Below are 24,261 nucleotides of genomic sequence, written 5' to 3'. Positions count from 1 at the left end.
ATCTATTGCGCGGGGCCCCCGTGCCGACGCAGCCGCCCAAAAGGTCCGGACCGGACCAAATGTTTCGCGCGCGAAACAAAAGGTCAGCAAACCTGTCCTTTTCCGCGGGTGCCCCCGGCCTGCGGCGCCGGTTTCTTTCTGGTCCGAAATACTCAAAATCCCCAGCCGCAACCGGGCGATACCGTCGGCTAGCGCGCGGCGCGTTTGCGGACCCAGCCCAGAAACGCCGCATCCGGCTGCCGCAGCCGCGGCGCGCCCGAGCGGACCCACATGGCGCGCCATTCCGCTTCCAGCGCATAGGCATCCGCCCCGGGCATCAGCGCGCGGGCCGCGTCCAGGGTGGCAGGCTTCAGGCTGGGCGCGCTCAGCGCCGCCTCGGTCACCGCCGCCTTCTGGGTAAAGCGGATCACGTCGCCCTCCAGCTCCTCCAGCGCGTAATCGGGCAGGGGCTGGGCCTCAACCATGTCACGGATCATCTTGCGAAAAACCCGCCGCGGGCTGGCGGATCCGGATTTCTTCAGCAGCACCTCCACCGAGACCTGCCAGCTGTTCTGCCGCCCGCAGTGCTTGCGCGCCAGCTCATAGATGCGCCGCTCCAGCGGCTTGCGCAGGCGGAAGTAATCGCGGCTCAGCGTCAGCACCGATTTCGACAGCACCGCCCGGTACAGCCAGTCCGACAGGGTCACCGCCACGCTGACCATCTTGCCACCGCGGGCCTTGCGCACGATCTCCCATTTCTCGATCAGGCCGAAGCCGGTTGTCACCTCATGGCCGCCGGTCATGATGTTGGTGGTGATGCGGGTGCCGGCCAGCCGCTCGAACGCCTCGCGCAAGCGGCGATAGGCATCACCCGAGGTCTCGCGGTTGGTGGCCACCATCAGGTCATGCGCTTTTAGGTGCAGCGTGCGGCTGACCTGCCGCCCGGCATTCAGCGCCGCCATCAGCTGGCTGATGCAGAAGATCAGGATGTCCTTGTCGTGGATCGTCGCCAGCCCCTTGACGCTGGGGGTGACGGTGATCTCGGCGCCATTGTGCTGGTAGTTCAGGATGCGCCGGTCCGGCCGGGTGGACAGTGAGAACAGCGGATGTTCCATCGACACCAGGTCGTTCTTGGGGATCGCCCCGAAGATATCGCAGAGGAAAAAATCCCCCTGCCCTTCCGGCGGAATCGCTCCCGCTGTCAGCTCTGCTGCCATCTGCCTGCCCGTGTCCGCTCTGCCGCCTGCCGGGATCTGCTGCCCCGATCCGGCGACTCGTTTTATCGTGGTTTTGATTACGCCCACCCTAAGGTTATCCACATGCCGCAGCAACGGGGGATCAGAGTCACCCCCTCGGGGGTTTGGATTCATTTCATCGGGGTTTCAGAGTCACCACCCCCCGAAAATCCAGCCTCAACGCCCACAAAAAAAGGGCTTTGCAGCCGCACCATGGCTGCCCTAACTAATAGATAACTCATAAATAACAGAAAAAGTTTTTCAGCAGCTCCAGATCCGGTCGAATTTGCCCGCTGCAACCACCGGATTTGCTTAGAAAAAACAAAAGCTGTGCGCATATCTCTTTCATGTGCGATGTTTTTGAGTATTATACAAAAAAGACAGCACATCGACGCTGGCGCAGCACACCGCCGGGGGCCGCACCCCCGGTGCGATCACATCAGGCAGAGCATCAGGCACCCCACCATGGCACGCGATATCCACAGGAAAGACAGCGCAAAACCCGGCAGCAGCCTGCCGCCCTATTTCAGCATCGACCCGGACAGCGCGCTAGCAGATCTGGATGCGCCGACCAGCACCGCAGGCTTTGCCGACATCGCCACCGCCTGTGCGCAGGGGCGCGCCGATCTGGCCAGCCGCGGCCTTAACGAAGAAGGCCGCAAGGCGCTGCGGCTGTTCTCCACCTGGGAGATCACCCGCTATCTGATCCCCGTCGCCCAGGCCCATTTCCGCCGCGTGCTGAAGGCCAACCCCGACCTGCCCCAGGGCCGCTCCGAGACCGAGGGCGGCGCCAAGTGGTTCACGCTGGACGAGGTGCTGCGCCTGCGCGCCTTCTTCGCCGCCCAGGGATCCAAGGCCAAGGACTACCTGCCCTACCGCCCCGAAGGCTTGCCCGCCAAGATGGTGGCGGTGGCCAACTTCAAGGGCGGCGTCGGCAAGACCTCCACCGCGGCGCATCTGGCGATGTCGGCCGCGCTCGACGGCTACAAGGTGCTGGTGGTCGACCTCGACAGCCAAGGCTCGATGACCTCGATCTTCGGTGGCCGCGTCGACGACGAATGGCAAACCGCCTTCCCGCTGCTGGCCCGCCACTACGGCGAACATCTGCGGCTGGAGAATCAGCGCCGGCTCGACCGGGGCGATGCCCCCCAGCCGCTGGACGCCGCCTTGGATGCGGCGATGGAGATGACCGCGCAGGACGTGATCCAGGAAACCCACTGGCCCAACATCGACCTGATCGGCGCCCAGCTGAACCTGTACTGGGCGGAGTTCCAGATCCCGGTCTGGCGGATGGCGGCGCGCTCGTGGAAGCTGTGGGATGCGCTCACCGAACGGCTGGAGGCGGATGGCGTGCTGGACCAGTACGACGTGATCTTCATCGACACGCCGCCCGCGCTTGGCTACCTCACCATCAACGGGCTGTCGGCCGCCGACATCCTGTTGGTGCCGATGGGCGCGTCTTTCCTTGAGTTCGACTCCACGGGGCGGTTCTTTGACATGCTGCATTCCACCTTTGCCTCGATCGAGGAGGGCGAGAACCTGGCCGCGCGCGCCCTGGGGCGGCCCGGTATCAGCTTTGAATGGGATGCGGTGCGCACCGTCATCACCCGTTACGACGGCGCCCAGCAGGGCGAGCTGGCGGCCTTGATGCAGGCCTATATGGGTCGGGTGCTCAGCCCCCACAAACAGGATTACACCGCCCTCATCGGCCAGGCCGGCGAGCAGGTCTCGGGCATCTACGAGGCCGACTACCGCGACTTCAACCGCGAGACCTATGCCCGCGGGCGGGAGACGTTTGACGAGACCTACGCCGCCTTCAAGAAGCTGCTGATCGGCGTGTGGCGGCGCGAGGCGTTGCAACAGGAGAGCGACCAGCGCGCGGCGGTCTAACACGCTGACAAGATGTTCAGGGTAGCATGACAGCCCCGCAGGCAGGCAGAGGCAAAGGACAGGACAATGGCAAAACGCAAACGGCTTTCCCCGGCGCAGGACGGGTTTCTGACACCGGCCCCGGCGGGCCGACCGGCGCTTGGCAGCGCGGGCGCGGTGGGGGCGGCGCCGATTGCCCAGGTGGCGTCGGATGCCTCCGCCCAGGCGGCGCTGCAGGAGCTGTCCGGCGTGCTGGAGACCGCCCGCGCCAAGGGGCTGATGATCGCCGAGCTGCCGCTGGAGGCGATCGACGAGAACCACCTGGTGCGCGACCGCATCGAACAGGACGCGGAGGAGCTGCAGGCGCTGATCGCCTCGATCCGCAGCCGCGGCCAGCAGACCCCGGCCGAGGTCGTGCCGCTGGAAGAGACGTCCGGCGGGCGCAGCCATGGCCTGATCTCCGGCTGGCGTCGCCTGACCGCACTGAAGAGACTCTATGCCGAGACGTCAGACCCTGCATTCGCCACCATCAAGGCGCTGGTGATCCGTCCCGGCAGCGCCGAGGCCTCTTATGTGGCGATGGTCGAGGAAAACGAGATCCGGGTGAACCTCAGCCATTACGAGCGCGCCCGCATTGCCGTGCGCGCCTGCCGCGAGGGCGTGTTCAGCCGCCGCAAGGATGCGCTGCAAACGCTGTTCGGCAATGCCACCCGCGCCAAGCGCTCCAAGATCGGCAGCTTCGTCACCCTGGTCGAGGCGCTGGACGCGGTGCTGTTCCACCCCACCGCGATCAGCGAGAAACTGGGCCTGGCGCTGGCCCGTGCCATTGAGACCGACCCGGGCTTTGCCGAGCGCGCCAAACAGGCGTTGCAAGCCGGCGACCGCAGCACTGCCGAAAGCGAGCTGGCAATCCTGACCGGGCTGTTGGCGGTGGAACCTGAAAAATCTCCCGTGTCAGAGTCTGTTTCTTCCCCTGCACAGGCACCCTCTGCCCCTGCCGCCCCCAAGGCTCCGGTCGAGCCGCTGGTCAGCCGCCCGCGGCTGCGTGGCGCGCATGACTGGGACGCCGCCCAACCGGGCGAGCGGATTTCCCTGCCCGCGCCGAAAGACGTGCGCCTTGGCTATATCCCCAGCGAACAGAAGATCGAGATCAGCGGTCCCGGGGTCAGCGCCGCGCTGGTGGAGGCGCTGCAGGCCTGGCTGAAAAAGCTCTGAATAGAGTCTAATCAGGCCGCGTCAGCCTGCAGCCTTCCCGAAATATGCAAAGGGCTTTTCCGAGGAAAAGCCCTTTTTAGTCTCTGGGGTCTGCGAAAAATCAGAGGCTAAATTAGGTCAGCATGGGTGACCAAATGTTTCGCGCGCGAAACATTTGGTCCGAACCGGGCCTATTCACCGGTGGCGCGGCCCACCGCGACATATGTCTCGAACCCAGCGCGTTTGGCCGCTTTGTCCGCATAGATGTTGCGCAGGTCCGCCATGCGCGGATGGGCCATTTTGCGGGCCAGCTTCTTCAGATCCAGGGCACGGAACTCGTTCCATTCGGTCAGCAGCACCACCAGGTCGGCGTTTTGCGCCGCCTTGTAAGGGTCGTCTTCCCATTTGACGCCGGGCAACAGCGCTTCGCCCTCGGCGCGGCCTTGCGGGTCCACCACCCGTACCCGGGCGCCACCGCCGACCAGGGCCGGCACGATGGTCAGACTGGGGGCCTCGCGCATGTCGTCGGTATTGGGTTTGAAGGTGACGCCCAGCACCGCCACGGTCTTGCCGTTGAACGAGCCCTCGCAGGCATCGCGCAGCTTTTCCACCATGCGGCTTTTCACCTCGTCATTGACCCGCATCACCGTCTCGGTGATCCGCATCGGAAAGCCATGGTCCTGGCCGATCCGCGCCAGCGCTGCGGTATCCTTGGGAAAGCAAGAGCCGCCGTAGCCCGGGCCTGCGTGCAGGAACTTGTTGCCGATGCGTCCGTCGAGACCAATGCCGCGGGAGACTTCCTTGACGTCCGCCCCCACCCGTTCGCAGAGGCCCGCGATTTCATTGATGAAGGTGATCTTGGCCGCCAGAAATGCGTTCGCCGCGTATTTGATCATCTCGGCTGATTCCAGATCGGTGGTCAGGATCGGAAAATCGCGCAGGTACAGCGGGCGATAGATCTCGGCCATCACCTCGGCGGCGCGGTCGTTCTGCACGCCGACGACCACCCGGTCGGGTTTCATGAAATCCTCGATCGCCGCGCCCTCGCGCAGGAACTCCGGGTTGGAAGCGACGTCGAAGTCTGCCGCGGGGCTGGTCTTGGCAATCACCTGTTTCACTTGCCGGTTGGTGCCCACGGGCACGGTGGATTTGGTCACCACCACCGCATAGCCGGTCAACGCTGCGGCGATCTCCTCGGCTGCGGCCATCACGTAAGTGAGATCCGCATGGCCATCGCCGCGCCGGGTCGGGGTACCGACGGCGATGAACACCGCCTCCGCCCCGTCGACCGCCGCTGCCAGATCATCGGTGAAACTCAGCCGCCCGGCGGCCACGTTCTTTTCCATCAGCTGTTCCAGGCCCGGTTCATAGATCGGAACCTCGCCCGCCTGCAGCCGCGCCACCTTGGCCGCGTCCTTGTCGACGCAGATCACGTCATGGCCGAAATCCGAAAAACAGACGCCTGACACCAGCCCGACATAGCCGGTGCCAATCATTGCAATGCGCATGGGATGCCCCTCTTCCCGTTCTTGTTTCACCCGCAGGTGTTTGCCTCAACCTAGTGACATATACTTGCCCTGACAGGGCGGAAATCGGTTTTTTTGTCGGCAAGGTTGGCGTTACGTTGATAGGTCCGGATCGGATCAAATGTTTCGCGTGCGAAACATTTGGTCAATAGTGCTGACCTTTTCGGGCTGTGCCGTCGGAAGGCTCAGCTGTTGTAATAGTCCCGGTACCAGGCGGCAAAGCGGGCGACGCCTTCGGCCACGCTGACCTGCGGGTGATAGCCGGTGAGCGCGGTCAACAGCCTTGTGTCGGCCCAGGTCGCGGGCACGTCGCCGGCCTGCATCTCTCGCATGGTCTTCTGCGCCGCGATCCCCAGCGCGTCTTCCAGCGCGGCGATATAGTCCATCAGCGGGGTCGGCTTGCTGGCGCCGATGTTGACCACCCTATAGGGCGCCACCGGGCTGAGGCTGTCGAGCTCCGGCACCGGCGCATCCCCTGGCACCGCCGCGATCAGCCCGGTGATGCCTGCGACCAGATCGTCGATATAGGTGAAGTCGCGGCTCATGCGGCCGTGGTTGTAGACCTCGATCGGCTCTCCGGCCAGCATCGCGCGGGTGAATTTGAACAGCGCCATGTCGGGCCGCCCCCAGGGGCCATAGACGGTGAAGAAGCGGAACATGGTCACCGGCAGCCCGTAAAGATGCGCATAGGAATGCGCCATCGATTCATTGGCCTTCTTGGTGGCCGCATAGAACGACATCTGGTGGTCGGCCTGCTGGCGCTCGTGAAACGGCATCTCGGTGTTGGCACCATAGGCCGAGGAGGTGGAGGCCATCAGCAGATGTTTGGGGGGATGCGCGCGGGCGGCTTCCAGCAGCTCGAAGGTGCCGATCAGATTGGCCTCGAGGTAATCCCGCGGCGCGTCGATGGAATGGCGTACCCCGGCCTGGGCGGCGAGGTGGATCACCGCATCGGGGCGGTGCTGGCGGAATAGGTCCATCAGCAGGCCGGGATCCTCCAGCCGGGCGATGACGGGGGTGAACTCCGCATGCTGCGCCAGCATGTCGTGGCGCCGCTCTTTCAGGGTGACGTCGTAATAGGGCGACAGGCAGTCCAGCCCGATGACCCGCCAGCCTGCGTCCAGCAGCCGGGCGGCGAGGTGGTATCCGATAAAGCCGGCCGAGCCGGTGATGAGAGCGGTTTGCATGTCTCTTTAGGTGGCGGCTTGCCGGCGCTCTGTCAAATGCTTTGGCGCGGTGCGGCATATGGGGGGTAAAGCATTTGACAGGGGCGGGGAATTATGTGCTTTCGGCACCGCTGCCGCAGGCAGACAGGACAAAAGACAAAAGGAGCAGCCCCCGGTGATGACGGCAGAGGCAACAGCAGCCCCGAATTCAGATACTCTTGCGGGCGCGGCGGGGGTGGCCGGAGCGGCCGGGGCCGGGCGGCTGGTGGCGGTGGTGGTGACCCACAACCGTCTGGAGCAGCTGAAGGTGACGCTGGCGCGGCTGCTCGACAGCCCGGCCGAGGAGCTGGCGGCGGTGGTGGTGGCTGACAATGCCTCCAGCGATGACACCGCCGCCTGGCTGGCGGCGCAGGACGATGCGCGGCTCGATGTCTGCCGCAGCGAGACCAACCGCGGCGGGGCGGGCGGTTTTGAAATGGGGATGCGCCGCGCGGTAGAGGCGCATGATCCCGACTGGCTGGTGGTGATGGATGATGACGGCCGCCCGGAGCCGGGCGGGCTGCGCGCCTTTCATGCGCTGCCCGCGCACCGGGAGGGCAGCGGCAGATGGGACGCCGTGGCGGCGGCGGTCTATTTCCCGGACGGGCGCATCTGCGAGATGAACCGCCCCTCGCGCAATCCGTTCTGGCACGCCCGCGAGTTCCTGCGCACCCTGTTCGGCGGCGGCCGTTCCGGCTTTCATGTGCAGCCGTCGGATTATGAGGGGGAGAGCCTACAGATCGATGTCACCTCCTTTGTCGGTTTTTTCATTTCGGCGGCGGCGGTGCGGCGCATCGGCTTTCCGGACCCGGAGCTGTTCATCTACGGCGATGACGGGATCTATACGCTGGGGCTGACCAAGGCGGGCGGGCGGATCGGTTTCGAGCCCTCGGTGCGGTTCGAGCATGATCTGACGACCTTCCGGCACAAGGCAGAAGGCCAGACGGACGCGGCGCAGCGGGGCCGTTTCGTGCCGCTGTGGAAGGTCTATTACTATCACCGCAACCTGCTGCTGCTGTACCGTATGGCGGCGGGCTGGATGTTCTGGCCGGTGCTGCTGGTGGTGCTGCCGAAATGGCTGCTGAAGGTGCGTCAGCATGGCGGGAGCCGCCGGCTGTTTCTGCGGCTGATTGGCCGCGCCATTCGCGACGGGCTGCTGCGCCGCACCGCGGTGAACCACGCAGAGGTGCGGCGGCTGGCCCGCGAGGGCTGAGCCCGTGCCGGGCGCGGGCGCTCAGCGGTTCAGGATGTCGCGGTGGTAGCGGCCCATCAGCACCAGCCCCAGCGCCAGCAGGATGAGGCTGGTGAACAGAACATAAGGCACGTTGACATAGGCCGCGGTATAGGTGGGGTAAAAGCCGGTGCGCATCAGCCCGGTGACATGCATCAGCGGGTTGTACCACAGGATCTCCTGCGCCAGGGGCGGCAGGTCCTCGTAAATAAAGAACACCCCGGAGGCGAGGAACAGGGGCCGGGTGATCACGGACCAGGCTACCTCCCACAGCGGATAGAGGCCCTGCAGAACGCAGTTCAGCGTGCCCACGCCCAGTCCAAGCGCGGCAGCCAGAGCCATGGCCAGCACCGCGGGCGGTAGATCCAGCACGGTACGGTTTTTGACCACAAGCAATACAGCGCTTAGCAGCAGGATCGCCACCAAAGCGCCTGTCAGCAGGTTGAGCAGAAACCGCGCCGCCACGGCGTCCAGCCAGGTCACGGCGGGAAATTTGAGCAGCGGTTTGGAGAACTTTACCGCCCCGGCCGTGGTGTTGCCGATCACGTTGTAGAGATTAAACGGCAGGTAACCGGTGGCATAGAACAGCAGGAAGCTGGTGCCCAGCGAGGGGCTGCGCATCACCAGCGAAAAGCCGAGGCTGAGGAACAGGATCGCCGCCATCGGCTCCAGCACCGCCCAGAGGTAGCCGCCGGGGGTGCGCCCGTAGCGGGTCGACATCTCGCGCAGCACCAGCGCCGCGATGGTGCGCAGGCTGGCAAAACGGCGGTTTCGCCCGGCGGCAGGGGGCTGGGCCGGGGGCAGGGCGGGGGGCGCCGCAGGCGTGGTGCTGGTCATGAATACCCATTGTGAATATGCGCTGTGCAGGCGATACTATGAAAGAAAGACGAGGCAATTACAAACGGCTGCAAGCCGGGAAAAGCAGATATGACTCAGAACCGCCCGGCGGCGCGGCGCAAGGCTGCAGCCCAATTCCGCACTGGCCGAAAATCCGGTGCCACTGATGCGGCTGAACCGCAGCAGGACAAGGCCCCTGATGCGGCGGGCAATGTCGAAACGCTGCCCGGTGCGGGCGGCGGGCAGAACCGACAGGGCGGCGGCGGCAATAAGCTGAAGAAGCTGCGCCGCAAGGCGCGCAAGGCCGAAGCCGCCCATGCGGCGCTGCAGGCCAAGGCCGAAAGCCTGGAGGCGCAGCTGGCGGAGACCCCGGCCTATCCGGTGGCCCGCCCGGCGCGGATGAAGAAGCGCCACTGGGGGCTGATCGCCAGTTTCACCCTCCTGGTGCTGGCGCCGCTGGCGGCGGCGGTGTTCTACCTGTTTGCGGTAGCGGAGGACCAATATGCCTCCACCGCCGGGTTCACCGTGCGCAGCCAGGAAAGCTCTGGCGCCAACGATCTGCTGGGCGGGCTGGCCAATTTTGCCGGCAATAGCGCCGCCTCCGACAGCGACATCCTCTATGAATTCATCCAGAGCAAGGAAATGGCCGCGGCGGTCAATGACCGGGTCGATCTGCGCGCCCATTACAGCCAGCACTGGCCCGGCGACTGGGTGTTTGCGCTCTGGCCCGACGCCACGCTGGAGGAGCTGGTCTGGTTCTGGCAGCGGGTGGTCAGCATCGCTTATGACAGCGGCTCCGGCCTGACCGAGGTGCAGGTCACCGCTTTTGATCCGGCCACGGCCCGCGCCATTGCCCAGGCCATCGTCGAGGAAAGCCAGATCCGCATCAACGCGCTGAACGATCAGGCCCGGACGGACGCGATGCGCTATGCCGAGGCCGATCTGGCGGAGGCTTTGGAGCGGCTGAAGGCGGCGCGCGAGGCGCTGACCCAGTTCCGCACCCGCACCCGCATCGTCGACCCCGCCGCCGACATCCAGGGCCGCATGGGGGTGATGAACAACCTCCAGCAGCAGCTGGCCGAGGCGCTGATCGAATATGACCTGCTCGCGGGCAGTGTGGCCCCCGGCGACGTGCGGCTGAAAAAGGCGCAGCAGCAGATCGAGGTGATCCGCGCCCGCATCGACAGCGAACGCCAGACCTTTGCCTCCAGCAATACCGACACCGGCGCGGTGGGTGAGGATTACCCGTCGCTGATCTCCGAATTCGAGCGGCTGACGGTGGACCGCGAATATGCCGAGGAAGCCTATCGCGCGGCGCTGACGGCGCTGGAGGTGGCGCGCGACGATGCGGCCCGCCAGAGCCGCTATCTCGCCACCTACATCAAGCCCGACCTGGCCGAGCAGGCGGAATATCCGCGCCGCTTCGTGCTGTCCGGTCTGGCGGGGCTGTTTTTGCTGCTGGGCTGGGCGATCCTGGCGCTGGTCTATTATTCGATCCGCGACCGCAGCTGAGGGGCGGGCGATGATCCGGTTCGAGAACCTGACCAAGAGCTTCCAGCTCAAGGGCGAGCGCAAGGTGGTGATCGACAACCTGAACCTGACGCTGCCCTCGGGGCGGTCGCTGGCGCTGCTGGGGCGCAACGGCGCGGGCAAGTCGACGCTGTTGCAGATCATCGCGGGCACCTTGCAGCCCGATCACGGCCGGGTGGTGTCGGACGGCACCATCTCCTGGCCGGTGGGGCTGAGCGGCTCCTTCCACAAGGAGCTGACCGGGGCGGAAAATGTCCGCTTCATCGCCCGCATCTACGGGGTGGATACCGATGACTTGGTGGCCTTTGTCGAGGATTTTGCCGAGCTGGGAAAATTCTACCACATGCCGATGCGCAGCTATTCCTCCGGCATGCGCTCGCGGCTGACCTTTGGCGCCTCGATGGGCATCAAGTTCGACACCTATCTGGTCGACGAGGTGACGGCGGTGGGCGACCGCGCCTTCAAGCGCAAGAGCCGGGCGCTGTTTGCCGACCGCATGAAGCATTCCAGCGCCATCATGGTCAATCACTCGATGGGGCAGGTGCGCCAGTTCTGCGATGCCGGCATCGTGCTGGAAAGCGGCCGGATGCGGTATTTCGAGGATCTCGACGAGGCGATCGCGCTGCATGAGGCGATGCTGGAATAGCGCTTGGGCAGGCAAATTCCGGAGCGGCCGACAAAGAGGAATTTATTTCTGCGCGCGGCTCCAGTAAGCAGCCTGCAGTCTGGGACAGTTGAATGGGGTAAGGTGTGACAGTTTTGGCGAATGATACGGGCGCGGCGGAATTTTCCACGCTGCAATCACTGATGTGGCCGGAGGCCGGCGTCTGCACTGAGCGCGACCTTTTCGTTCGGGTGCATGGCAAGGCGGGGCCCGCGGAGGACGGCGGCTTTCGTTTCTTCGAGGACAGCCGGGCCGAGTTCAACACCTGGTTCAACCTGTTCAATGCGGGAACCTGGCAGCGCCATTGCGGTCTGAAAAGCCTGTATCTTCTGCTTCGGGGCAAGGGGCGGTTTGCGGTCACGGTCATTCTGGCCCGGCCCGAGCATTCCTGGGAGCGGCTGGACCGGATCGTCGAACTGGACGCCGGTTCAGACGATGGGCAGGCAAGACTGGATCTCAGTGCCTTGCTGCCTGCCACCGGCAGCAAGGGCGTGATGTTCTTTGAGCTGCAGGCGATCGGTGACCAAGCCACGCTGACAGACGCAGCCTGGCAGACCGCGGATGCGCCGCGCCGCCAGCCGCAGCTGGCGCTGGCCGTCACCACCTTCCGGCGCGAGGCAGAAGTGGCGCGCACGGTGGAGCGATTCTGTGCGTTTCGGGACCGCTCCTGGATGAAGGATCACGTGGAGCTGATCGTCACCGACAACGGCCAGACGGTGGAGCTGCCACCGCGCGACGGCGTGACGGTCATTCCCAATGAAAACTTGGGCGGTGCGGGCGGCTTTACCCGCGGCCTCCTTGAGGCGCGCAGCCGCGGCGCCACGCATTGCCTGTTCATGGATGACGATGCCTCCATCCACATGGAGAGCCTCGAGCGCACCTGGAAGCTGCTGGCCCACGCCGAGGATCCCGCGACGGCGGTGGCTGGTGCGATGATCAGCGAGCAGCACCGCTGGGCGGTGTGGGAGAACGGCGCCTGTTTCGACCGCCGCTGCCTGCCGCTGCACATGGGCACTGACCTGCGCGACTTCGCGCAGATGGCGGGGATGGAATGGCAGGTCTCCGGCCCGGCGCCGCGGTCGCTTTATGGCGGCTGGTGGTATTTTGCCTTCCCCGTGGACCAGGCCGAGCATCTGGCCTTCCCGTTTTTCGTGCGCGGCGATGATGTCAGCTTCTCGCTGGCCAATGACTTCAACATCGTGCGCCTCAACGGGGTGGTGTCCTTCCAGGAGAGCTTCACCGAGAAGGAAAGCCCGCAGACCTGGTACCTGGATCTGCGCAGCCACATGGCGCATCACCTCAGCCTGCCGCAGATCGAGATCGGCGCCAGGGGCGTGCTGAAGATTGCGCTGTGGTTCTTCCTGCGCAACCTGCCGCGGATGCATTACGGCACGCTGGCCGCGATCAACCTCGCGGTCGAGGATGTGATGAAGGGGCCACAGTTCTTCGATGACAACGCCGACATGGCGCAGCGCCGGGCCGACATCAAGGCACTGACCGGCGCCGAGGCCTGGCAGGCGCTGACACCGGAGACCCCGCTGCCGCCGGTGCGCCACCACCCGCCGGCCGCCTGGAAGCGGCATCTGATGAAGCTGACCCTCAACGGGCTGCTGATCCCGGGGTTTGGCCGACTGGGGCGCAAGATCACCCTGGAGGCGCAGAACCGCGGGCACATCGGCTATATCTGGGGGGCGGCGGAGATCAGCTGCCTCAATGCGGACCGTACGAAAGTCTACACCGTGCGCCATTCCAAAGCGGCGGCCTGGCGCGAGGTGAAGCGGTTTGCGACAAATGCCCGGGCGTTTCTGGGGGCCTATGACCAGCTCGCCGCCGACTACCGCGGCCGCTACGGCAAATTGACCAGCAATGAGTACTGGCAGCACAAGTTGGGCGTGTCCGCAGCACAGGAGCACCAGGCGGCAGAATAGGCTCTGGGCCGGGCGCGGTGGTGGCCGGCCCAGGCTTCCAGCGTAAAGGCCGGGTTACTGCGGCTTGTTTTGCTGCTCGGCCTTCAGTTCCGCCTTTTCAGCGGCCTGATGGGCAATCACCGCCTGCATCAGCGGGGTGACCAGATCACGCATCAGCGCGTAGCTGTCGGCAGGCAGCTGCATCTGTGCCAGCGGCGCATCGGCATCGGGCAGCGGGTCGAAGAACAGGTCCTCGCGCCCGAAATAACGCCGCGCCACGGCGCGGTTGCCTTTGGCATAGCCCGCCATTACTGTAGCGCGTTGCTGCGGCGGCATCAGCCGTTCCGACTGTTTCTTGCCGCCGCCGTTCAAGGCTTTGTCGATTTCGGCGCAGGCGGCGGTCAGCACGCCGCGGTAGCCCGGCTGCGCCTCGTCCAGCGGCAGGCAGCGCATGAATTCCGAAATCGCCGGTGAATAGCTTTCGTTGATATGCGCGGGCGCGCGGAAGCCTGCGCGGTCCGTCAGGCCGATGTTGTCGCAGAAGGTTTCGATCGGGCCGCCCTTCATCTGGCCGCGCTCATGCACGTTGACGATGATGTTGTCCTGCCCGAACATCTTCTCCAGATGGCGTAGGTAGCGGTCGTAGTGGATCCAGTGGAAATCCTCGCGCATCGCCATGAATTCATCGAAGGTGCAATGGCTCAGTTTCCTGTTCCATTGCCATTTGATGTTCTGGAAGAACCAGCTTTCCAGCCAAGTGTCCTGGCGACGCAGGGTGAAGACCACCTTGACGTCGAACCATTCGCGGAACTTGGCCAGCACGGACAGGTCACGGCGCATGCAGACATCCTCGTCACTGAGGATCACCGTGTGGATCGGATGGGCCCGCTTGTCGGCCCGTGTGGTGAGGGTCTGAGCCACATCCGCGGGGGACCGTTCGCCGCTGAACAGATTGTTCATCATCTTCATGTGACGACGGATCCGGAACGGGTAGAGAAAGCCTTTTTCCTGCAGCGGGTCGAAATTGGCGTGCAGATATTCCTGCAGGGCAGAGGTCGCGGTCCGGTGGGCGCCGATATGGAGGATCAATGTGCGTTTCAACCTGGGTACCTGTAATGTTCTGCGGCCGACCGGCCTGATGGTTTTCTTGGGAGGCTGCTTAGCCGGTTTTGCGGGCAAGTGCCAAAGAAAATTCCTGCAGCAGCAGCGGGGCAGGAGGGCAAGGGGCGCGGCGGCAAAGAAAGCTGGCGCTATGGGGCCGCCTTGCGTACAACCGCACCCGGAAGCAGCGTCAGGGGCAGGATATGATCCGGGAACTTGTCATTCACATCGGGGATCCCAAATGCGGGTCCTCTTCGATTCAAAAAGCGATGCAAGCCGGGGCCTGCCGCTGCGAAACCGCCACCATTGCCGTTCAGCCCGAGCTGAACGCCAGCGCGCTGGCAAATTCCCTCAACCCGAACCGCGGCAGTGAAGAGCGGCGCGCCAAGGCGCGCCCCCGTCTATTCGGCGAAAAGGCCCGCTGGGTGCAGGAGAATGAGGCGGATATCGGTATCATTTCGGCGGAATATTTCGCCTCGGTTCAGCCGGACGTCCTTCAGGCGGCGCTGCAGGAATTCCTGCCGGACCACGCCGCCAGCGCCCGCATCATCGCCTATGTACGCCCGCATGCCAGCCGCGCGCTCTCCGCCTATGCCCAGCGGGTGAAAGCCGGGGTCGCCAAGGGGACGCTGGACAAGTTTGTGGGAAACATTATCCAGAAGCCTCCGCTCTATTACGCGCCCCGGTTCGCCGGCTGGAAAAAGGTGTTTGGGGAGCGGTTCACCTTGCGCCCCTTCCTCAGGGAAGAGCTGCGGGATCAGGACGTGGTGAGCGATTTCTTTAACCAGGTTCTGCAGGGGGCGCCATTTGCGCTGGATGAGATTCCCAGCACCAATGAATCTCTGGGGCTGGAGGAACTGGCAGCGATGCGGCGGATCCAGTCCCGCTTTATGCAGCTTGAGGTGCCGCGGTTCCTGCGCCTCTCGCTCGGCGCGGCCATCGGCCGCGCGCTGGCAGGCCAGCCCAACCGCCACCGCAACAAGCTGAAGCTGGACCGCGCAAATGCGGAGCGCCTGCAGGCGGCCTTTGCAGAGGATGCACAGGCGCTGGACGCGCAGTTCTTTGACCGGCCGCTGATGACGCAGGCGCTGGACCAGGCGGTGGAGACGGCCGTGCCCAAAGCTCAGCCCCTGGCGGCAAAAGCCTATTACAACCCGGATCAGATAGCGCAACTGGACCGCCTCGCGGGCGAAGTGGCAGCGCTGGTCAAGGAGCGCCCGCAGGCTTGGCGCCATGAATACCAGCGCCGCAACGGCCAGCGCTTCGACCTGCTCGAAGACGGGCCGGAGGCGGACGCAAAACGAAAGAATGCCGAACAGGTCTGGACCCTGCTGGATGAGATCGCGGCGCAGATGCTGCCTGCCCCGGCGCAGGCGGGCAGCTGACAGGAACACGGAACAGGACAGACATATGAAATTTCTATGCGTAGGCGCAGGCCTCTCGGGGGCCGTCATTGGCCGCCATCTGGCCGAGGCAGGCCATGACATCACCGTGATCGACAGCCGCCTGCACATCGGCGGCAATTGCCATACCGAACGCGATGCCGGCACCGGCGTCATGGTGCATGTCTACGGGCCGCATATCTTTCACACCGACGACGCCGAGGTCTGGGACTACGTCAACGCCTTCGAGACCTTCAAACCCTACAAGAACCGGGTGAAATCGACCACCCGCGGGCTCTCGGGGGAGCAGGAAGTCTTCTCGCTGCCGGTGAACCTGCACACGATCAACCAGTTCTTCCGCAAGACCCTGCGCCCCGAAGAGGCGCATGACTTCATCGTGAATGAACAGGCCGACACCAGCATCGAGGATCCGCAGACCTTCGAAGAGCAGGCCATGCGCTTTGTCGGCAAGGATCTTTATGAGGCGTTCTTCAAGGGCTACACCATCAAGCAATGGGGCATGCACCCCTCGGAGCTGCCCGCCAGCATCCTGAAGCGGCTGCCGGTGCGTTTCAACTACGACGACAACTACTTCTTCCACCAGTTCCAGGGCATGCCGGAGAACGGCTATACCGCGATGATCGAGAAGATCCTCGACCACGCGAACATCACCGTGCAGCTGGAGACCGCGTTCAGCGCCGAGATGGGTGCGGACTATGACCACGTGTTCTATTCCGGGCCGCTGGACGGTTATTTCGGCTACGAGCTTGGTCGCCTCGGCTACCGCACCCTGGATTTCGAGCGTTTCACCCATCAGGGCGACTACCAGGGCTGCGCGGTGATGAACTACGGCGAGGAAGAGGTGCCCTACACCCGCATCACCGAGCACAAGCATTTCAGCCCTTGGGAAAGCCACGAGGGGTCGGTGCTCTACCGCGAGTTCTCGCGCCTCGCCGAGCCCGGCGACATCCCCTATTACCCGATCCGTCAGGTGGCGGAGAAGGCGCTGCTGGCCGATTACGTCAAGCTGGCGGAACAGACCAAGGGCGTCACCTTCGTCGGGCGTCTGGCGACCTATCGCTATCTCGACATGGATGTGACCATCCGCGAGGCGCTGGATGCGGCGCGCAGCTTTGCCGATTGCCTGGAGCGGGGCGAAGCGGCGCCCGCGTTCTTCACCGCGCCGGTTTGAGGGGCCGTCCCTGGGGGAGCGATCGCTGACAGGTCAGCGGTGTCAGCTGGGCAAGGAAAACAGTTCTGCGGCTCGTTGCCAGTCAGCGGGTCGCTGCTGTTGTAGCTGGCGCATCAGGTCGCGGCTGAGGTGACGGTGCAAGAAGGCCGTGCCCTGGTGTTTCAGTGCAGTCTGAAATTTCGGTGCCAAAGTGCCCTGTACCCAAACCAGCAACCCGAGAACAAAGCCGAAGAACGCCACAGCATATGGCGAAGCGGCGGGGTGCCCGGCGCAATGGCGGCTGGCGATTTCCAGAGCGATCTGTTCCAGCGGTTCAAAAACCTGTAACCGGGCGCTATCCAGTCGGTTGGTGAGACGGTTGCCGTCCGGCTGCACAAAGTGAATGACACCGGTTCGGGCACTGCTGAGAATTGTTTCCGCCCGCAGGAAACTTTGCCAATGCAGGGTGATGTCGTTATGTACCAGGGTTTCAGAACAGCGGATGTCCTTCTCCAGCAGGAAGTCTGTGCGGTAGATCTTGTTCCAGGGGTAATTGGCTGTCTGTGCCAGCAGTTGCCCGGCCGCATCCGCGACCGCGCGTAGCCCGCCTTGGGCTAGGCCGGCTTCTCGCCAGAGCGTCTGGTCGGAAGGCATCTGCCCCCACAGCCTGTCGCGTGCCATCCGGCTGTCATGGTGCTGAAAAATGCAGAAGTCGAACGGTTCCGCATGCGCCAGCGCCTGGCACAGGCTGCGCAGCTCGCGGGTTGGGAGGTCATCGGAATCCAGAAACAACAGATGCCGGGTTTTTACATGGCGAAGCGCCCGGTTGCGCGCCGCTCCGGCCCCTAGAACCCGGTCCTGGCGCAGTAGGGTCAGACGGTCCGGCTGCAGTCCGCTGCCACGGGTCAGCGCTTCGATCGTAGGGGCGGGAAGGGAGCCATCGTCCACCACGATCACGTGCCGCGCAATGTTCAGCGCGGTCAGATGTTGCAGCAGTCGGGTCAGCTGGTCGTTGTCATCATGGCTAGGGATGGCAATGGTCAGGTCGAGAGGCGGATCCGGGTACATGACAGGAGAAGCCTTACACCGAGAAAAGATGCAGATGCATCAGGTTCAGATCAAAGTCCTGGCAAGGCAGGAACAGCACCAGTTCACGCCAGGGGGCGCTGAGCGGAAGATCTGGGCGGCTATCGAGATACAGCGCATCCAGATGGCTGTGGGCACGTTCCGAGGACTGGATGTGCTTGTCAAAAAAACAGTCGCGGAAACCGCCGTCCCGGGTGCCGGACCGCAAGCTGGCGCGCAGCATCTGCGGTTCTGGCGAGGCGAGGCGGCAGATGAACCCAAGATAGGCCAGATCTTGCAGCGGTGGTAGCTGCAGCGCCAGATGCAGCCCGAACCAGTCCCCCTGACCGCGCGGCGCCACAGTGAGGTCGAGGAAATACCCGGCTGGAGAGCTGTAGTGTCCTGCCAATTTCAAGGCGGGATCGGCATTGAGGAAGACCCCAGGCGCCAAGTCTGTGCGCGCAGGCTTCAGCGGCCCGTCCTGGCGACTGTCGGCGCAGTCAGACAGGCCGGGGCACAGTGGGGAGCGGGGGGAGATTTCACAGGTCATTGAGGCCGATTTCACCCTTGCAGAAGCGGATAAAGGGGCCGCATCGGTCTTGCAGATAGGCAAGATCCGCGGCGCTGAAGACATCGTGGTGGCGGCCTGCAATGCCTTTGTTGAAATTGTAGACTCTGGTTTTGCCCTCAATCAGCTTGGCGACGCCGGGATAAGCCAGAAGCTGTTCCTTTTCGACCCCGAGAAACTCGGCCAGGTGGCCGATGACCTGTTCGCTCTCGCGGGTGAGCGTGTCATAGTTGAAGGCGGTGCCCAGCCCGGATTTGAGCCAAGGTGTGGTATCTTCTCTGACGATTTTGGCCATGGCGTCAATGGCTTCTTGCGGTGTCCTGAGACTGGCGAAGAACGGCCACGGCAGGTTCTCCCGCCGCGCCCGTTCGCCGGCTTCAAAGGCAGACAAAGCGGCGTCGCCGGGATGGCGGTAGGAGATCAGTATGCGGATGTCGGGATGCACCAGCGTCTTGGCGTATCCGAGACGGTATTTGGAGTGGGTTTTGACAACGGTATGTTCGCCCTGATGCATCTGCCCGGCGATGTCGGCGACGGCAAACAGTGGGCCGTTCCAGAAGCTACGTTTCTTTTCCAGCTTCCCGGTGAACAGGCGCTTTTTCACCGCATCAGGATCAGCCCCTGCTGCGTGGCAGGCTTGCCGCGCAAGATTGGCGAGAAAGGTGCTGGCGGATTTTTGTTGACCGTAAACAAGGAAAAGCATGAAAAGACCTCTAACTATTTCAAATAAAAATGTCAGCAGGCGTCTGCCATCAACGCGCAGAGCTGCTTGTAGGCGGCCCAGTCCGCCTCGCGGGCCACATGGGCGCGAATGTCATCGCGGCGGGGCACCAGCTTGGTGTTGAGGAGGGTGAATTTCTCCGTGAAGGGCGCCAGGGTTTCCGTCTCCAGATTGCTCAGCCCCAGCCGAGTGAACAGCGCGTTGATGGCGCGGGGACTGGCATAGATGGTTTCGTATTGCACAAAGAGAAACTGTTTCAGCTGCGCCTCTGGCAACGTGGCGACACGGGCAACGCTATCGTTCCAGGCGGCAAGACCGGCGCGCCAGTCCAGGTTCCAAGTGTCCTCAGGGTTCTGGAAGCGGGCCTCATAACTTTCCACCACCGACAGCGGGTTGCGCAGAATGTAGATATGGCGGGCCTTGGGGAATTCCGCGAGCACATGGTCCAGATGCCGGAACATCGGCGGGTATTTGTCGCCGATGTAGACCGCATTGTCATAGCGGCGGCGAAGCTGTGGCACGAAGAGGCCGCCATGGGCGTGGGTGTCGCCCTCGCGAATATCCAGGAACCGATCCTTTTCGAAATGGGTCGGGCGGATCGCATTCTGGCGGAATTTTTTGAAATAGCGTTCCTGGCCGAGCAGGATGTGGTTGTGTTGGTTCAGGATATTGACCAGGGCGCTGGTGCCGGCCCGGGCGGTTCCTGACAGAAAGAGGTGCTGCGGCATGGCGTGGAAACTCCTGTCTGACTCAGAAAGGGTCGGGGTAGCGATCCATCAGATCGCACAGCACAGCGCTGCCAATCCGGGTGAACTGCAGCCCGGCATTCGGGTAGGACGTGAACTCGCCGAACACCACGCGGCTGGCCGTGATGTAGAAATCCAGTCGCATGAAGCAGTTGATATCCTGCGCAATGCGCGTGGCCAGTGCCAGGAGCTCGTCGAAATGGGCAGGCGCAGGGATCGCCGGCGCCAGTTTGTTTTCGCGCTGAAAGTGATCGTAGGCTACCCAGTCCTGGCTGTAAAAGCGGTGGCTCCATTCTGCCTTGGGGCCCACCCGGTTGACCACTTGGATCACCCAGGGCCGTCCGCCTGCCACATAGACCTTGAAATCGCGCGGCACAGTGAAGGCGGGATCAAAATCCTGGATGAACTCCTCGGCGATGATCTTGCTGCCAGGTTTGAAAAAAAGTCCGGCCTCGTAGCGCTGGCGGATGTATTCTGCGCGCGTTTCCAGCGGCACGTGGTCACCTGTGAACACCTCCTGCGCGCCGTCAAACAGCAGCACGCCGTCATTGTTGGCGGCGTTGTTGGGCTTGACCACCACTCGCTCTGGGAGGGCAGTGAAATCCAGCGCCTCCAGCCCTTCGGCTTCGGCAAAACGCTCCGGCAGCGGCAGGTCCATGCGGCGGGCATAATTGAACATCGCGGTCTTGTTGACCAGGCCGGCGATATATTTGCGCCGCTGCTGCCGCTTGGGGTCCGCATGCGGCGCCTCTCCCCGGTACCAGCGGGCTAGCCGGTCATCCATGCGACGCTTGAAATCGGTGTTTGGCATAGGGGGTCCTCCGGAGCGGGATCAGAAACGGACGCGTGATGGGGTGTGGCGCAGGTTTATGGCAGGCAGCTTTCCAAGGCTTCCAGTACGGCGCAGGTGACCCGGCGACGCTCCCGGGCGATGGCATCAAGATCGCTGAACCGGATGTGCAGCTGATGCGCGGTGTCCAGCCAAGCCTCGGCCCAGGCGCGATCGGGGGCCGCGTTGGTAATCCGTTCCGCGGCTTCGGTGGCCGTCAGCCCGTACGTGTTGATCATCGCCGTCCCTGACACCAGTTCATGCACCCGGTGACCGGGGCCCGCATAATAGGTCGGCAAGGCACCGAGGAGGAAGGCGTCGAAGAGCTTTTCCGAGATGTAGGTATGCTGATGGGTGTTTTCATAGGCGGCCAGCACCCGGGTGCGCATGTCCAGGGTGGCCAGCTTGTCCAGATGCCAGTCCGCCAGGGCCTGACGTTTGGCGCCGGGACGCCAGCCGCGGCCTTCGCGCAAAGTGCCGGGGAGGTCCGTGAGACGCGCGACATCGGTGCGGTAGACGCTCAGCCCCTCGACTTGGTGTTCCGGCCAGGTCTTGGCATAGGCAGGGGTGTCGCGCACCTCGGCAAAAAAGGCCGCGGGCACCGGTGCTCCGCGCCAGTGCTGTAGCAGCGTGGCGGGGCTGAGCCGCGCATGGCGCGCCAGCCCCAGCTCGTAGCGGGCCTGGAAATCCGTGCGGGTCAGCAGGAAGTAGGGGATGGTTTCAAAATCGAAAACTGCGCAATTGCAGTGATTGAACACATGGTAGTCCAGTCGGTGCCCGCCCGCCTCCAGATGCTGGTGGCGGGACACCAGGTCGCCGTTCCAGATACTGTCCCACAGCGGTTCTTCCGACAGTACCGCCAGCTGCAGATCGGGGTTTTGCTGCTGCGCGGCGGCCAGGGTCGGTGCCAGCTCGCGCAGGTCGGCGCTGAAGCCGGTCAACAGGATGTCGGCGTCTTGCAGCGTGTCCACCACTGTGATGCGATCGCGCGCCAGTTTCCGGAACGGGTCATAGGCCAGCGGGGTGCGGTTGGAATGTTTTCCCATCAGGCAGACCCGCAGAGGTCCACGCCGGACCAATGCCGGGGCGGCAGTGGCGGTCGGGTGCAGGGAGGCCGGATCCCGGCCGCTGCGACGGCACAGCAACGCCTGAGTTTGATCCAGCTGCGCGGTCAGCGGGTGCACGTCCGTCAGCGCGGCGCGGGCGCGGATTTCGGCCGTTTGGGCGCGCGCATCTTCTGAATGGGTTTGCAGAGCGGCCTCCCCTTCCAGAAGCAGGCGGGATGTCAGGCTGCTGAGGTAGAGAGCGGCCGCGCTCTGGGAGGTTTCTGCTGTCCCGTCTGTTGCCAGTTTCTCCGTCAGATCTTCCAGCATGTCCGGACGCGAGACGTTCCGGTCTGCCGCGTCCAGCATGAATTTCTGCAAATCATAGATGAAACTGTCCGGACCATAGAGCGCCCAGAGTTGGCGCGCGCCGTGGCGCAACCGCTCCATCGCTTGTGCGTCGGCGACCAGGGCGGCCAGCCGGTCGGGTAGGGCGCGGATCGCTTCGGGGGTCTCTTCGCAGAAGACGGCGCCTGCCTGCCATAGCGCCGGATCACCCGGCGGTGCCCAGCTGTCGGCAAGGATCACCGGCACGGCGCCGAGACCCAGACTTTCCCAAAGGCGGATCGAATTGGGGCCGGTGCCGGAGGGGCAAAGTGAAAATACCGAGGCGCGTAGGGAGGTGCGAAATTCCTCGGAGGCGTTGGTGTCGACAAAAGCTTTTGACTGTTCTCGATGGTGGCCTGCAGCGTGGATTTGATGGTCGTAGACCACTTTGTTGTAGTGCCAGCTGTTGCGGCCGGTGATGCATCCGCGTGGATCGTCCTGCAGAAGGTCCAGGATCCAATTGCGGCTGCCGGTCAGGTAGTGCTGATTGGCGCGGGCGCCGATGAAAGAAAACAGATGCGGTCGTTCGCCGGAAGGAGCCGGGACAGTGTCCGCATCGGCGGCCTGCACCGGAAACAGCGGGAAGGGATGCAGCCGCAGCCCGCGGCGGCGGCCGATCTGCAGATCAGCATGTGTGGTATGCGACCAGAAGATCTCCGAGACCCCGGCCAGACGGAACAACTCCAGCTCGTCCTTCATCTTGATGTGCTGGCAGACGGTGACTTTGATGGTGTCCTTGGGGATCTGGGCGCAGAAAGCACGGAAATGGGCCAGATGGGTTTGCAGATCGGCGGTCTTGCGGTGCATCTTGTCGATCAGCGTGGCCCAGGGGTAAGCCAGATAGGTGACGCCAGCAGGAACCGCGCCTTGACGACTGAGCTGGAGGAATGCGTGTTGTTCCGTGATAGCCGGATATTGCCAGCCTTTGTCATAGGACAAGATGTTGTTTTCGAAGCGGATCAACGCCTTTGCCGAATCTGGCTTGCGGGCGGCGGCGCGGGCCGTTTCCCGGCCGGGCGCTTCTGCGCATGGATCAGATTGTTCCGGGGCTGGATGGTCCAGCACCTGATGGCATCGCTGGAGGAGCGCAGCGGTGGCAGAAAACTCCTGGATTGCGAGATCCCCCCGGGTGCTGCAGCTGCCGAGCTGGCGCCAGACGGGCGCGCCGGATGGCGGTGTCGTGGCCAGCTTTGCCAATGCGGCGCGGCGCTCGGCTTTTGATAGCTGTGCTTCAAGGGCGGCTGGATCTGGCAGCAGGGGATCGCTGACGCCAATTTCGGTATGCGTGTATTCGGCCGTAAGCTGGATCAGGCCCGCGTATCGGCTGAACGCGCGCCACAGGGCCCAGGCCGCGGTGCCTGGATCCGGGTCCTGGACCGCCGGGTCCATATGCGCCTTGTGCCAAAGCCAGGGGCGAAAAAAGGTGCCTGTGGCGGGCAGCGCGGGCCAGTGAATGCCGTCACAGAGGCCGGCTTTCAGCGCTTGCGTCGGCATCGGCCCCGGAGCGCTGCCGTTCATCCAAGACAGCTGCGACGGCTCAAATGCCTCGATAGCCTCGGCGGCGCGCTGCAGCAAGTCGGGTGCCAGGGTGCTGCCGGGCATCAACCACCCCAGAAGATCGGCGTCTGCGCAGGCTTCTACGCCTTGATTCAGGTCATCGAACCACCCTTTTGCGGCGGTGCGCTGATGGCTGATTTCCAAGGGGCGCAGAGTGGCGGGAGCGGTCGCGCGGGAGGTGCGGGCCTGCCACCAGGCCAGCTGTTCTTCGGCGGCGTCAGCGTCAGACCTCGCCAGCACGACATGGCAGCGCAGGCGGAAGGCGCCGGCCTGGGCCGCCAGGCTGCTCAGGGTGCGATCAAGCCCGTCGGCACTTGCGAGCGGCGGCAGGATCACGGCAATGGTAGGCAAGACAGTCATTAGTGAAATCCGCAACTGGAGCAGCCTTCGAAGGGCCGCAGCCCTACCGCCTCTAGCAGCCCGGCGGAGGGTTCTCAACCGCTTGCCGAGTCGGCTTGCATTTGCAGTGGTTTCCCCTACAGTTGCGCGCCGCATCATAAGTTTGAGGATGACT

Annotated in this window: 20 protein-coding genes; 8 read left to right on the top strand and 12 right to left on the bottom strand. The window is 63.9% G+C overall.

From position 1 onward, the window contains the following. Positions 1-188: 188 nt before the first annotated feature. Positions 189-1,196, bottom strand: coding sequence for a replication initiator protein A (locus AC0IPL_RS20395; RefSeq protein ID WP_474276962.1), 1,008 nt, complete (start codon positions 1,194-1,196; stop codon positions 189-191). Between the two features lie 149 nt (positions 1,197-1,345). Next, complete coding sequence (locus AC0IPL_RS20390; protein WP_474276961.1) at positions 1,346-1,552, bottom strand: hypothetical protein; 207 nt, start codon at positions 1,550-1,552, stop codon at positions 1,346-1,348. Between the two features lie 127 nt (positions 1,553-1,679). On the opposite strand from AC0IPL_RS20390, the gene AC0IPL_RS20385 reads away from it, so the two are divergent. Beyond that, positions 1,680-3,104 carry an AAA family ATPase gene (locus AC0IPL_RS20385; RefSeq protein WP_474276960.1) on the top strand — a complete coding sequence of 475 codons (1,425 nt, stop codon included), beginning with the start codon at positions 1,680-1,682 and terminating at the stop codon, positions 3,102-3,104. 66 nt (positions 3,105-3,170) lie between these two features. After that, positions 3,171-4,298, top strand: coding sequence for a ParB/RepB/Spo0J family partition protein (locus AC0IPL_RS20380; protein ID WP_474276959.1), 1,128 nt, complete (start codon positions 3,171-3,173; stop codon positions 4,296-4,298). A gap of 170 nt (positions 4,299-4,468) precedes the next feature. On the opposite strand, the gene AC0IPL_RS20375 is transcribed toward AC0IPL_RS20380, so the two are convergent. Together AC0IPL_RS20375 and AC0IPL_RS20370 are read right to left on the bottom strand one after the other, a co-directional pair. After that, positions 4,469-5,785 (bottom strand): UDP-glucose dehydrogenase family protein, encoded by a 1,317-nt coding sequence (locus tag AC0IPL_RS20375; protein WP_474276958.1) that lies wholly within the window; start codon positions 5,783-5,785, stop codon positions 4,469-4,471. A 203-nt stretch (positions 5,786-5,988) separates the two neighbouring features. Beyond that, complete coding sequence (locus AC0IPL_RS20370; protein WP_474276957.1) at positions 5,989-6,990, bottom strand: NAD-dependent epimerase/dehydratase family protein; 1,002 nt, start codon at positions 6,988-6,990, stop codon at positions 5,989-5,991. Positions 6,991-7,147: 157 nt separating this feature from the next. On the opposite strand from AC0IPL_RS20370, the gene AC0IPL_RS20365 reads away from it, so the two are divergent. Further along, positions 7,148-8,221 carry a glycosyltransferase gene (locus AC0IPL_RS20365; RefSeq protein WP_474276956.1) on the top strand — a complete coding sequence of 358 codons (1,074 nt, stop codon included), beginning with the start codon at positions 7,148-7,150 and terminating at the stop codon, positions 8,219-8,221. Positions 8,222-8,242: 21 nt separating this feature from the next. Here the strand turns inward: AC0IPL_RS20365 and AC0IPL_RS20360 are convergent, their stop codons facing one another. After that, positions 8,243-9,076 (bottom strand): ABC transporter permease, encoded by an 834-nt coding sequence (locus AC0IPL_RS20360; protein WP_474276955.1) that lies wholly within the window; start codon positions 9,074-9,076, stop codon positions 8,243-8,245. A gap of 90 nt (positions 9,077-9,166) precedes the next feature. Between AC0IPL_RS20360 and AC0IPL_RS20355 the strand changes: the two genes are divergently transcribed. The 3 genes from AC0IPL_RS20355 (at position 9,167) to AC0IPL_RS20345 (ending at position 13,198) form a co-directional block, all read left to right on the top strand. Then, a complete protein-coding gene (locus AC0IPL_RS20355; RefSeq protein ID WP_474276954.1) occupies positions 9,167-10,588 on the top strand; it encodes a KpsE/RkpR family capsule polysaccharide export protein in 1,422 nt (473 codons plus the stop codon). 10 nt (positions 10,589-10,598) lie between these two features. Further along, on the top strand, positions 10,599-11,252 hold the full coding sequence (locus AC0IPL_RS20350) for an ABC transporter ATP-binding protein (protein WP_474276953.1): 654 nt from the start codon (positions 10,599-10,601) through the stop codon (positions 11,250-11,252). A gap of 113 nt (positions 11,253-11,365) precedes the next feature. Beyond that, positions 11,366-13,198: a glycosyltransferase family 2 protein gene (locus AC0IPL_RS20345; protein WP_474276952.1), complete on the top strand. Its 1,833-nt coding sequence runs from the start codon at positions 11,366-11,368 to the stop codon at positions 13,196-13,198. A 54-nt stretch (positions 13,199-13,252) separates the two neighbouring features. Here the strand turns inward: AC0IPL_RS20345 and AC0IPL_RS20340 are convergent, their stop codons facing one another. Continuing rightward, positions 13,253-14,278, bottom strand: coding sequence for a hypothetical protein (locus AC0IPL_RS20340; RefSeq protein WP_474276951.1), 1,026 nt, complete (start codon positions 14,276-14,278; stop codon positions 13,253-13,255). Between the two features lie 203 nt (positions 14,279-14,481). Between AC0IPL_RS20340 and AC0IPL_RS20335 the strand changes: the two genes are divergently transcribed. After that, entirely contained in the window at positions 14,482-15,663 is a 1,182-nt protein-coding gene (locus AC0IPL_RS20335; RefSeq protein WP_474276950.1) for a hypothetical protein, read from the top strand. A 25-nt stretch (positions 15,664-15,688) separates the two neighbouring features. Beyond that, positions 15,689-16,852, top strand: coding sequence for a UDP-galactopyranose mutase (glf, locus tag AC0IPL_RS20330; RefSeq protein WP_474276949.1), 1,164 nt, complete (start codon positions 15,689-15,691; stop codon positions 16,850-16,852). A gap of 42 nt (positions 16,853-16,894) precedes the next feature. On the opposite strand, the gene AC0IPL_RS20325 is transcribed toward glf, so the two are convergent. The 6 genes from AC0IPL_RS20325 to AC0IPL_RS20300 all read right to left on the bottom strand — a co-directional run bounded on the left by AC0IPL_RS20325 (position 16,895) and on the right by AC0IPL_RS20300 (position 24,107). Further along, a complete protein-coding gene (locus AC0IPL_RS20325; RefSeq protein WP_474276948.1) occupies positions 16,895-17,899 on the bottom strand; it encodes a glycosyltransferase family 2 protein in 1,005 nt (334 codons plus the stop codon). Between the two features lie 13 nt (positions 17,900-17,912). After that, on the bottom strand, positions 17,913-18,311 hold the full coding sequence (locus AC0IPL_RS20320) for a hypothetical protein (RefSeq protein WP_474276947.1): 399 nt from the start codon (positions 18,309-18,311) through the stop codon (positions 17,913-17,915). A gap of 124 nt (positions 18,312-18,435) precedes the next feature. Continuing rightward, the gene (locus AC0IPL_RS20315; protein ID WP_474276946.1) at positions 18,436-19,167 is read right to left on the bottom strand and encodes a sulfotransferase domain-containing protein; all 732 of its coding nucleotides are present in this window, start codon (positions 19,165-19,167) and stop codon (positions 18,436-18,438) included. A gap of 32 nt (positions 19,168-19,199) precedes the next feature. Further along, positions 19,200-19,913 (bottom strand): sulfotransferase family protein, encoded by a 714-nt coding sequence (locus AC0IPL_RS20310; protein ID WP_474276945.1) that lies wholly within the window; start codon positions 19,911-19,913, stop codon positions 19,200-19,202. A gap of 22 nt (positions 19,914-19,935) precedes the next feature. After that, positions 19,936-20,742 (bottom strand): ATP-grasp fold amidoligase family protein, encoded by an 807-nt coding sequence (locus AC0IPL_RS20305; RefSeq protein ID WP_474276944.1) that lies wholly within the window; start codon positions 20,740-20,742, stop codon positions 19,936-19,938. Positions 20,743-20,798: 56 nt separating this feature from the next. Continuing rightward, positions 20,799-24,107, bottom strand: a complete 3,309-nt coding sequence (locus AC0IPL_RS20300) for an exostosin domain-containing protein (protein WP_474276943.1) — start codon at positions 24,105-24,107, stop codon at positions 20,799-20,801. Positions 24,108-24,261 lie beyond the last annotated feature (154 nt).

This window comes from Leisingera sp. SA32, assembly GCF_056033425.1.
The sequence above is the reverse complement of the archived record's forward strand: the minus strand, read 5'-3'. Positions and strand labels throughout refer to the sequence as shown.

Bases quoted from the DNA above. Each gene is read 5' to 3' on its own strand.
- AC0IPL_RS20395 (WP_474276962.1), bottom strand. From the start codon at position 1,196: ATGGCAGCAGAGCTGACAGCGGGAGCGATTCCGCCGGAAGGGCAGGGG.
- AC0IPL_RS20390 (WP_474276961.1), bottom strand. From the start codon at position 1,552: ATGCGCACAGCTTTTGTTTTTTCTAAGCAAATCCGGTGGTTGCAGCGG.
- AC0IPL_RS20385 (WP_474276960.1), top strand. From the start codon at position 1,680: ATGGCACGCGATATCCACAGGAAAGACAGCGCAAAACCCGGCAGCAGC.
- AC0IPL_RS20380 (WP_474276959.1), top strand. From the start codon at position 3,171: ATGGCAAAACGCAAACGGCTTTCCCCGGCGCAGGACGGGTTTCTGACA.
- AC0IPL_RS20375 (WP_474276958.1), bottom strand. From the start codon at position 5,785: ATGCGCATTGCAATGATTGGCACCGGCTATGTCGGGCTGGTGTCAGGC.
- AC0IPL_RS20370 (WP_474276957.1), bottom strand. From the start codon at position 6,990: ATGCAAACCGCTCTCATCACCGGCTCGGCCGGCTTTATCGGATACCAC.
- AC0IPL_RS20365 (WP_474276956.1), top strand. From the start codon at position 7,148: ATGACGGCAGAGGCAACAGCAGCCCCGAATTCAGATACTCTTGCGGGC.
- AC0IPL_RS20360 (WP_474276955.1), bottom strand. From the start codon at position 9,076: ATGACCAGCACCACGCCTGCGGCGCCCCCCGCCCTGCCCCCGGCCCAG.
- AC0IPL_RS20355 (WP_474276954.1), top strand. From the start codon at position 9,167: ATGACTCAGAACCGCCCGGCGGCGCGGCGCAAGGCTGCAGCCCAATTC.
- AC0IPL_RS20350 (WP_474276953.1), top strand. From the start codon at position 10,599: ATGATCCGGTTCGAGAACCTGACCAAGAGCTTCCAGCTCAAGGGCGAG.
- AC0IPL_RS20335 (WP_474276950.1), top strand. From the start codon at position 14,482: ATGATCCGGGAACTTGTCATTCACATCGGGGATCCCAAATGCGGGTCC.
- glf (WP_474276949.1), top strand. From the start codon at position 15,689: ATGAAATTTCTATGCGTAGGCGCAGGCCTCTCGGGGGCCGTCATTGGC.
- AC0IPL_RS20325 (WP_474276948.1), bottom strand. From the start codon at position 17,899: ATGTACCCGGATCCGCCTCTCGACCTGACCATTGCCATCCCTAGCCAT.
- AC0IPL_RS20315 (WP_474276946.1), bottom strand. From the start codon at position 19,167: ATGCTTTTCCTTGTTTACGGTCAACAAAAATCCGCCAGCACCTTTCTC.
- AC0IPL_RS20310 (WP_474276945.1), bottom strand. From the start codon at position 19,913: ATGCCGCAGCACCTCTTTCTGTCAGGAACCGCCCGGGCCGGCACCAGC.
- AC0IPL_RS20305 (WP_474276944.1), bottom strand. From the start codon at position 20,742: ATGCCAAACACCGATTTCAAGCGTCGCATGGATGACCGGCTAGCCCGC.
- AC0IPL_RS20300 (WP_474276943.1), bottom strand. From the start codon at position 24,107: ATGACTGTCTTGCCTACCATTGCCGTGATCCTGCCGCCGCTCGCAAGT.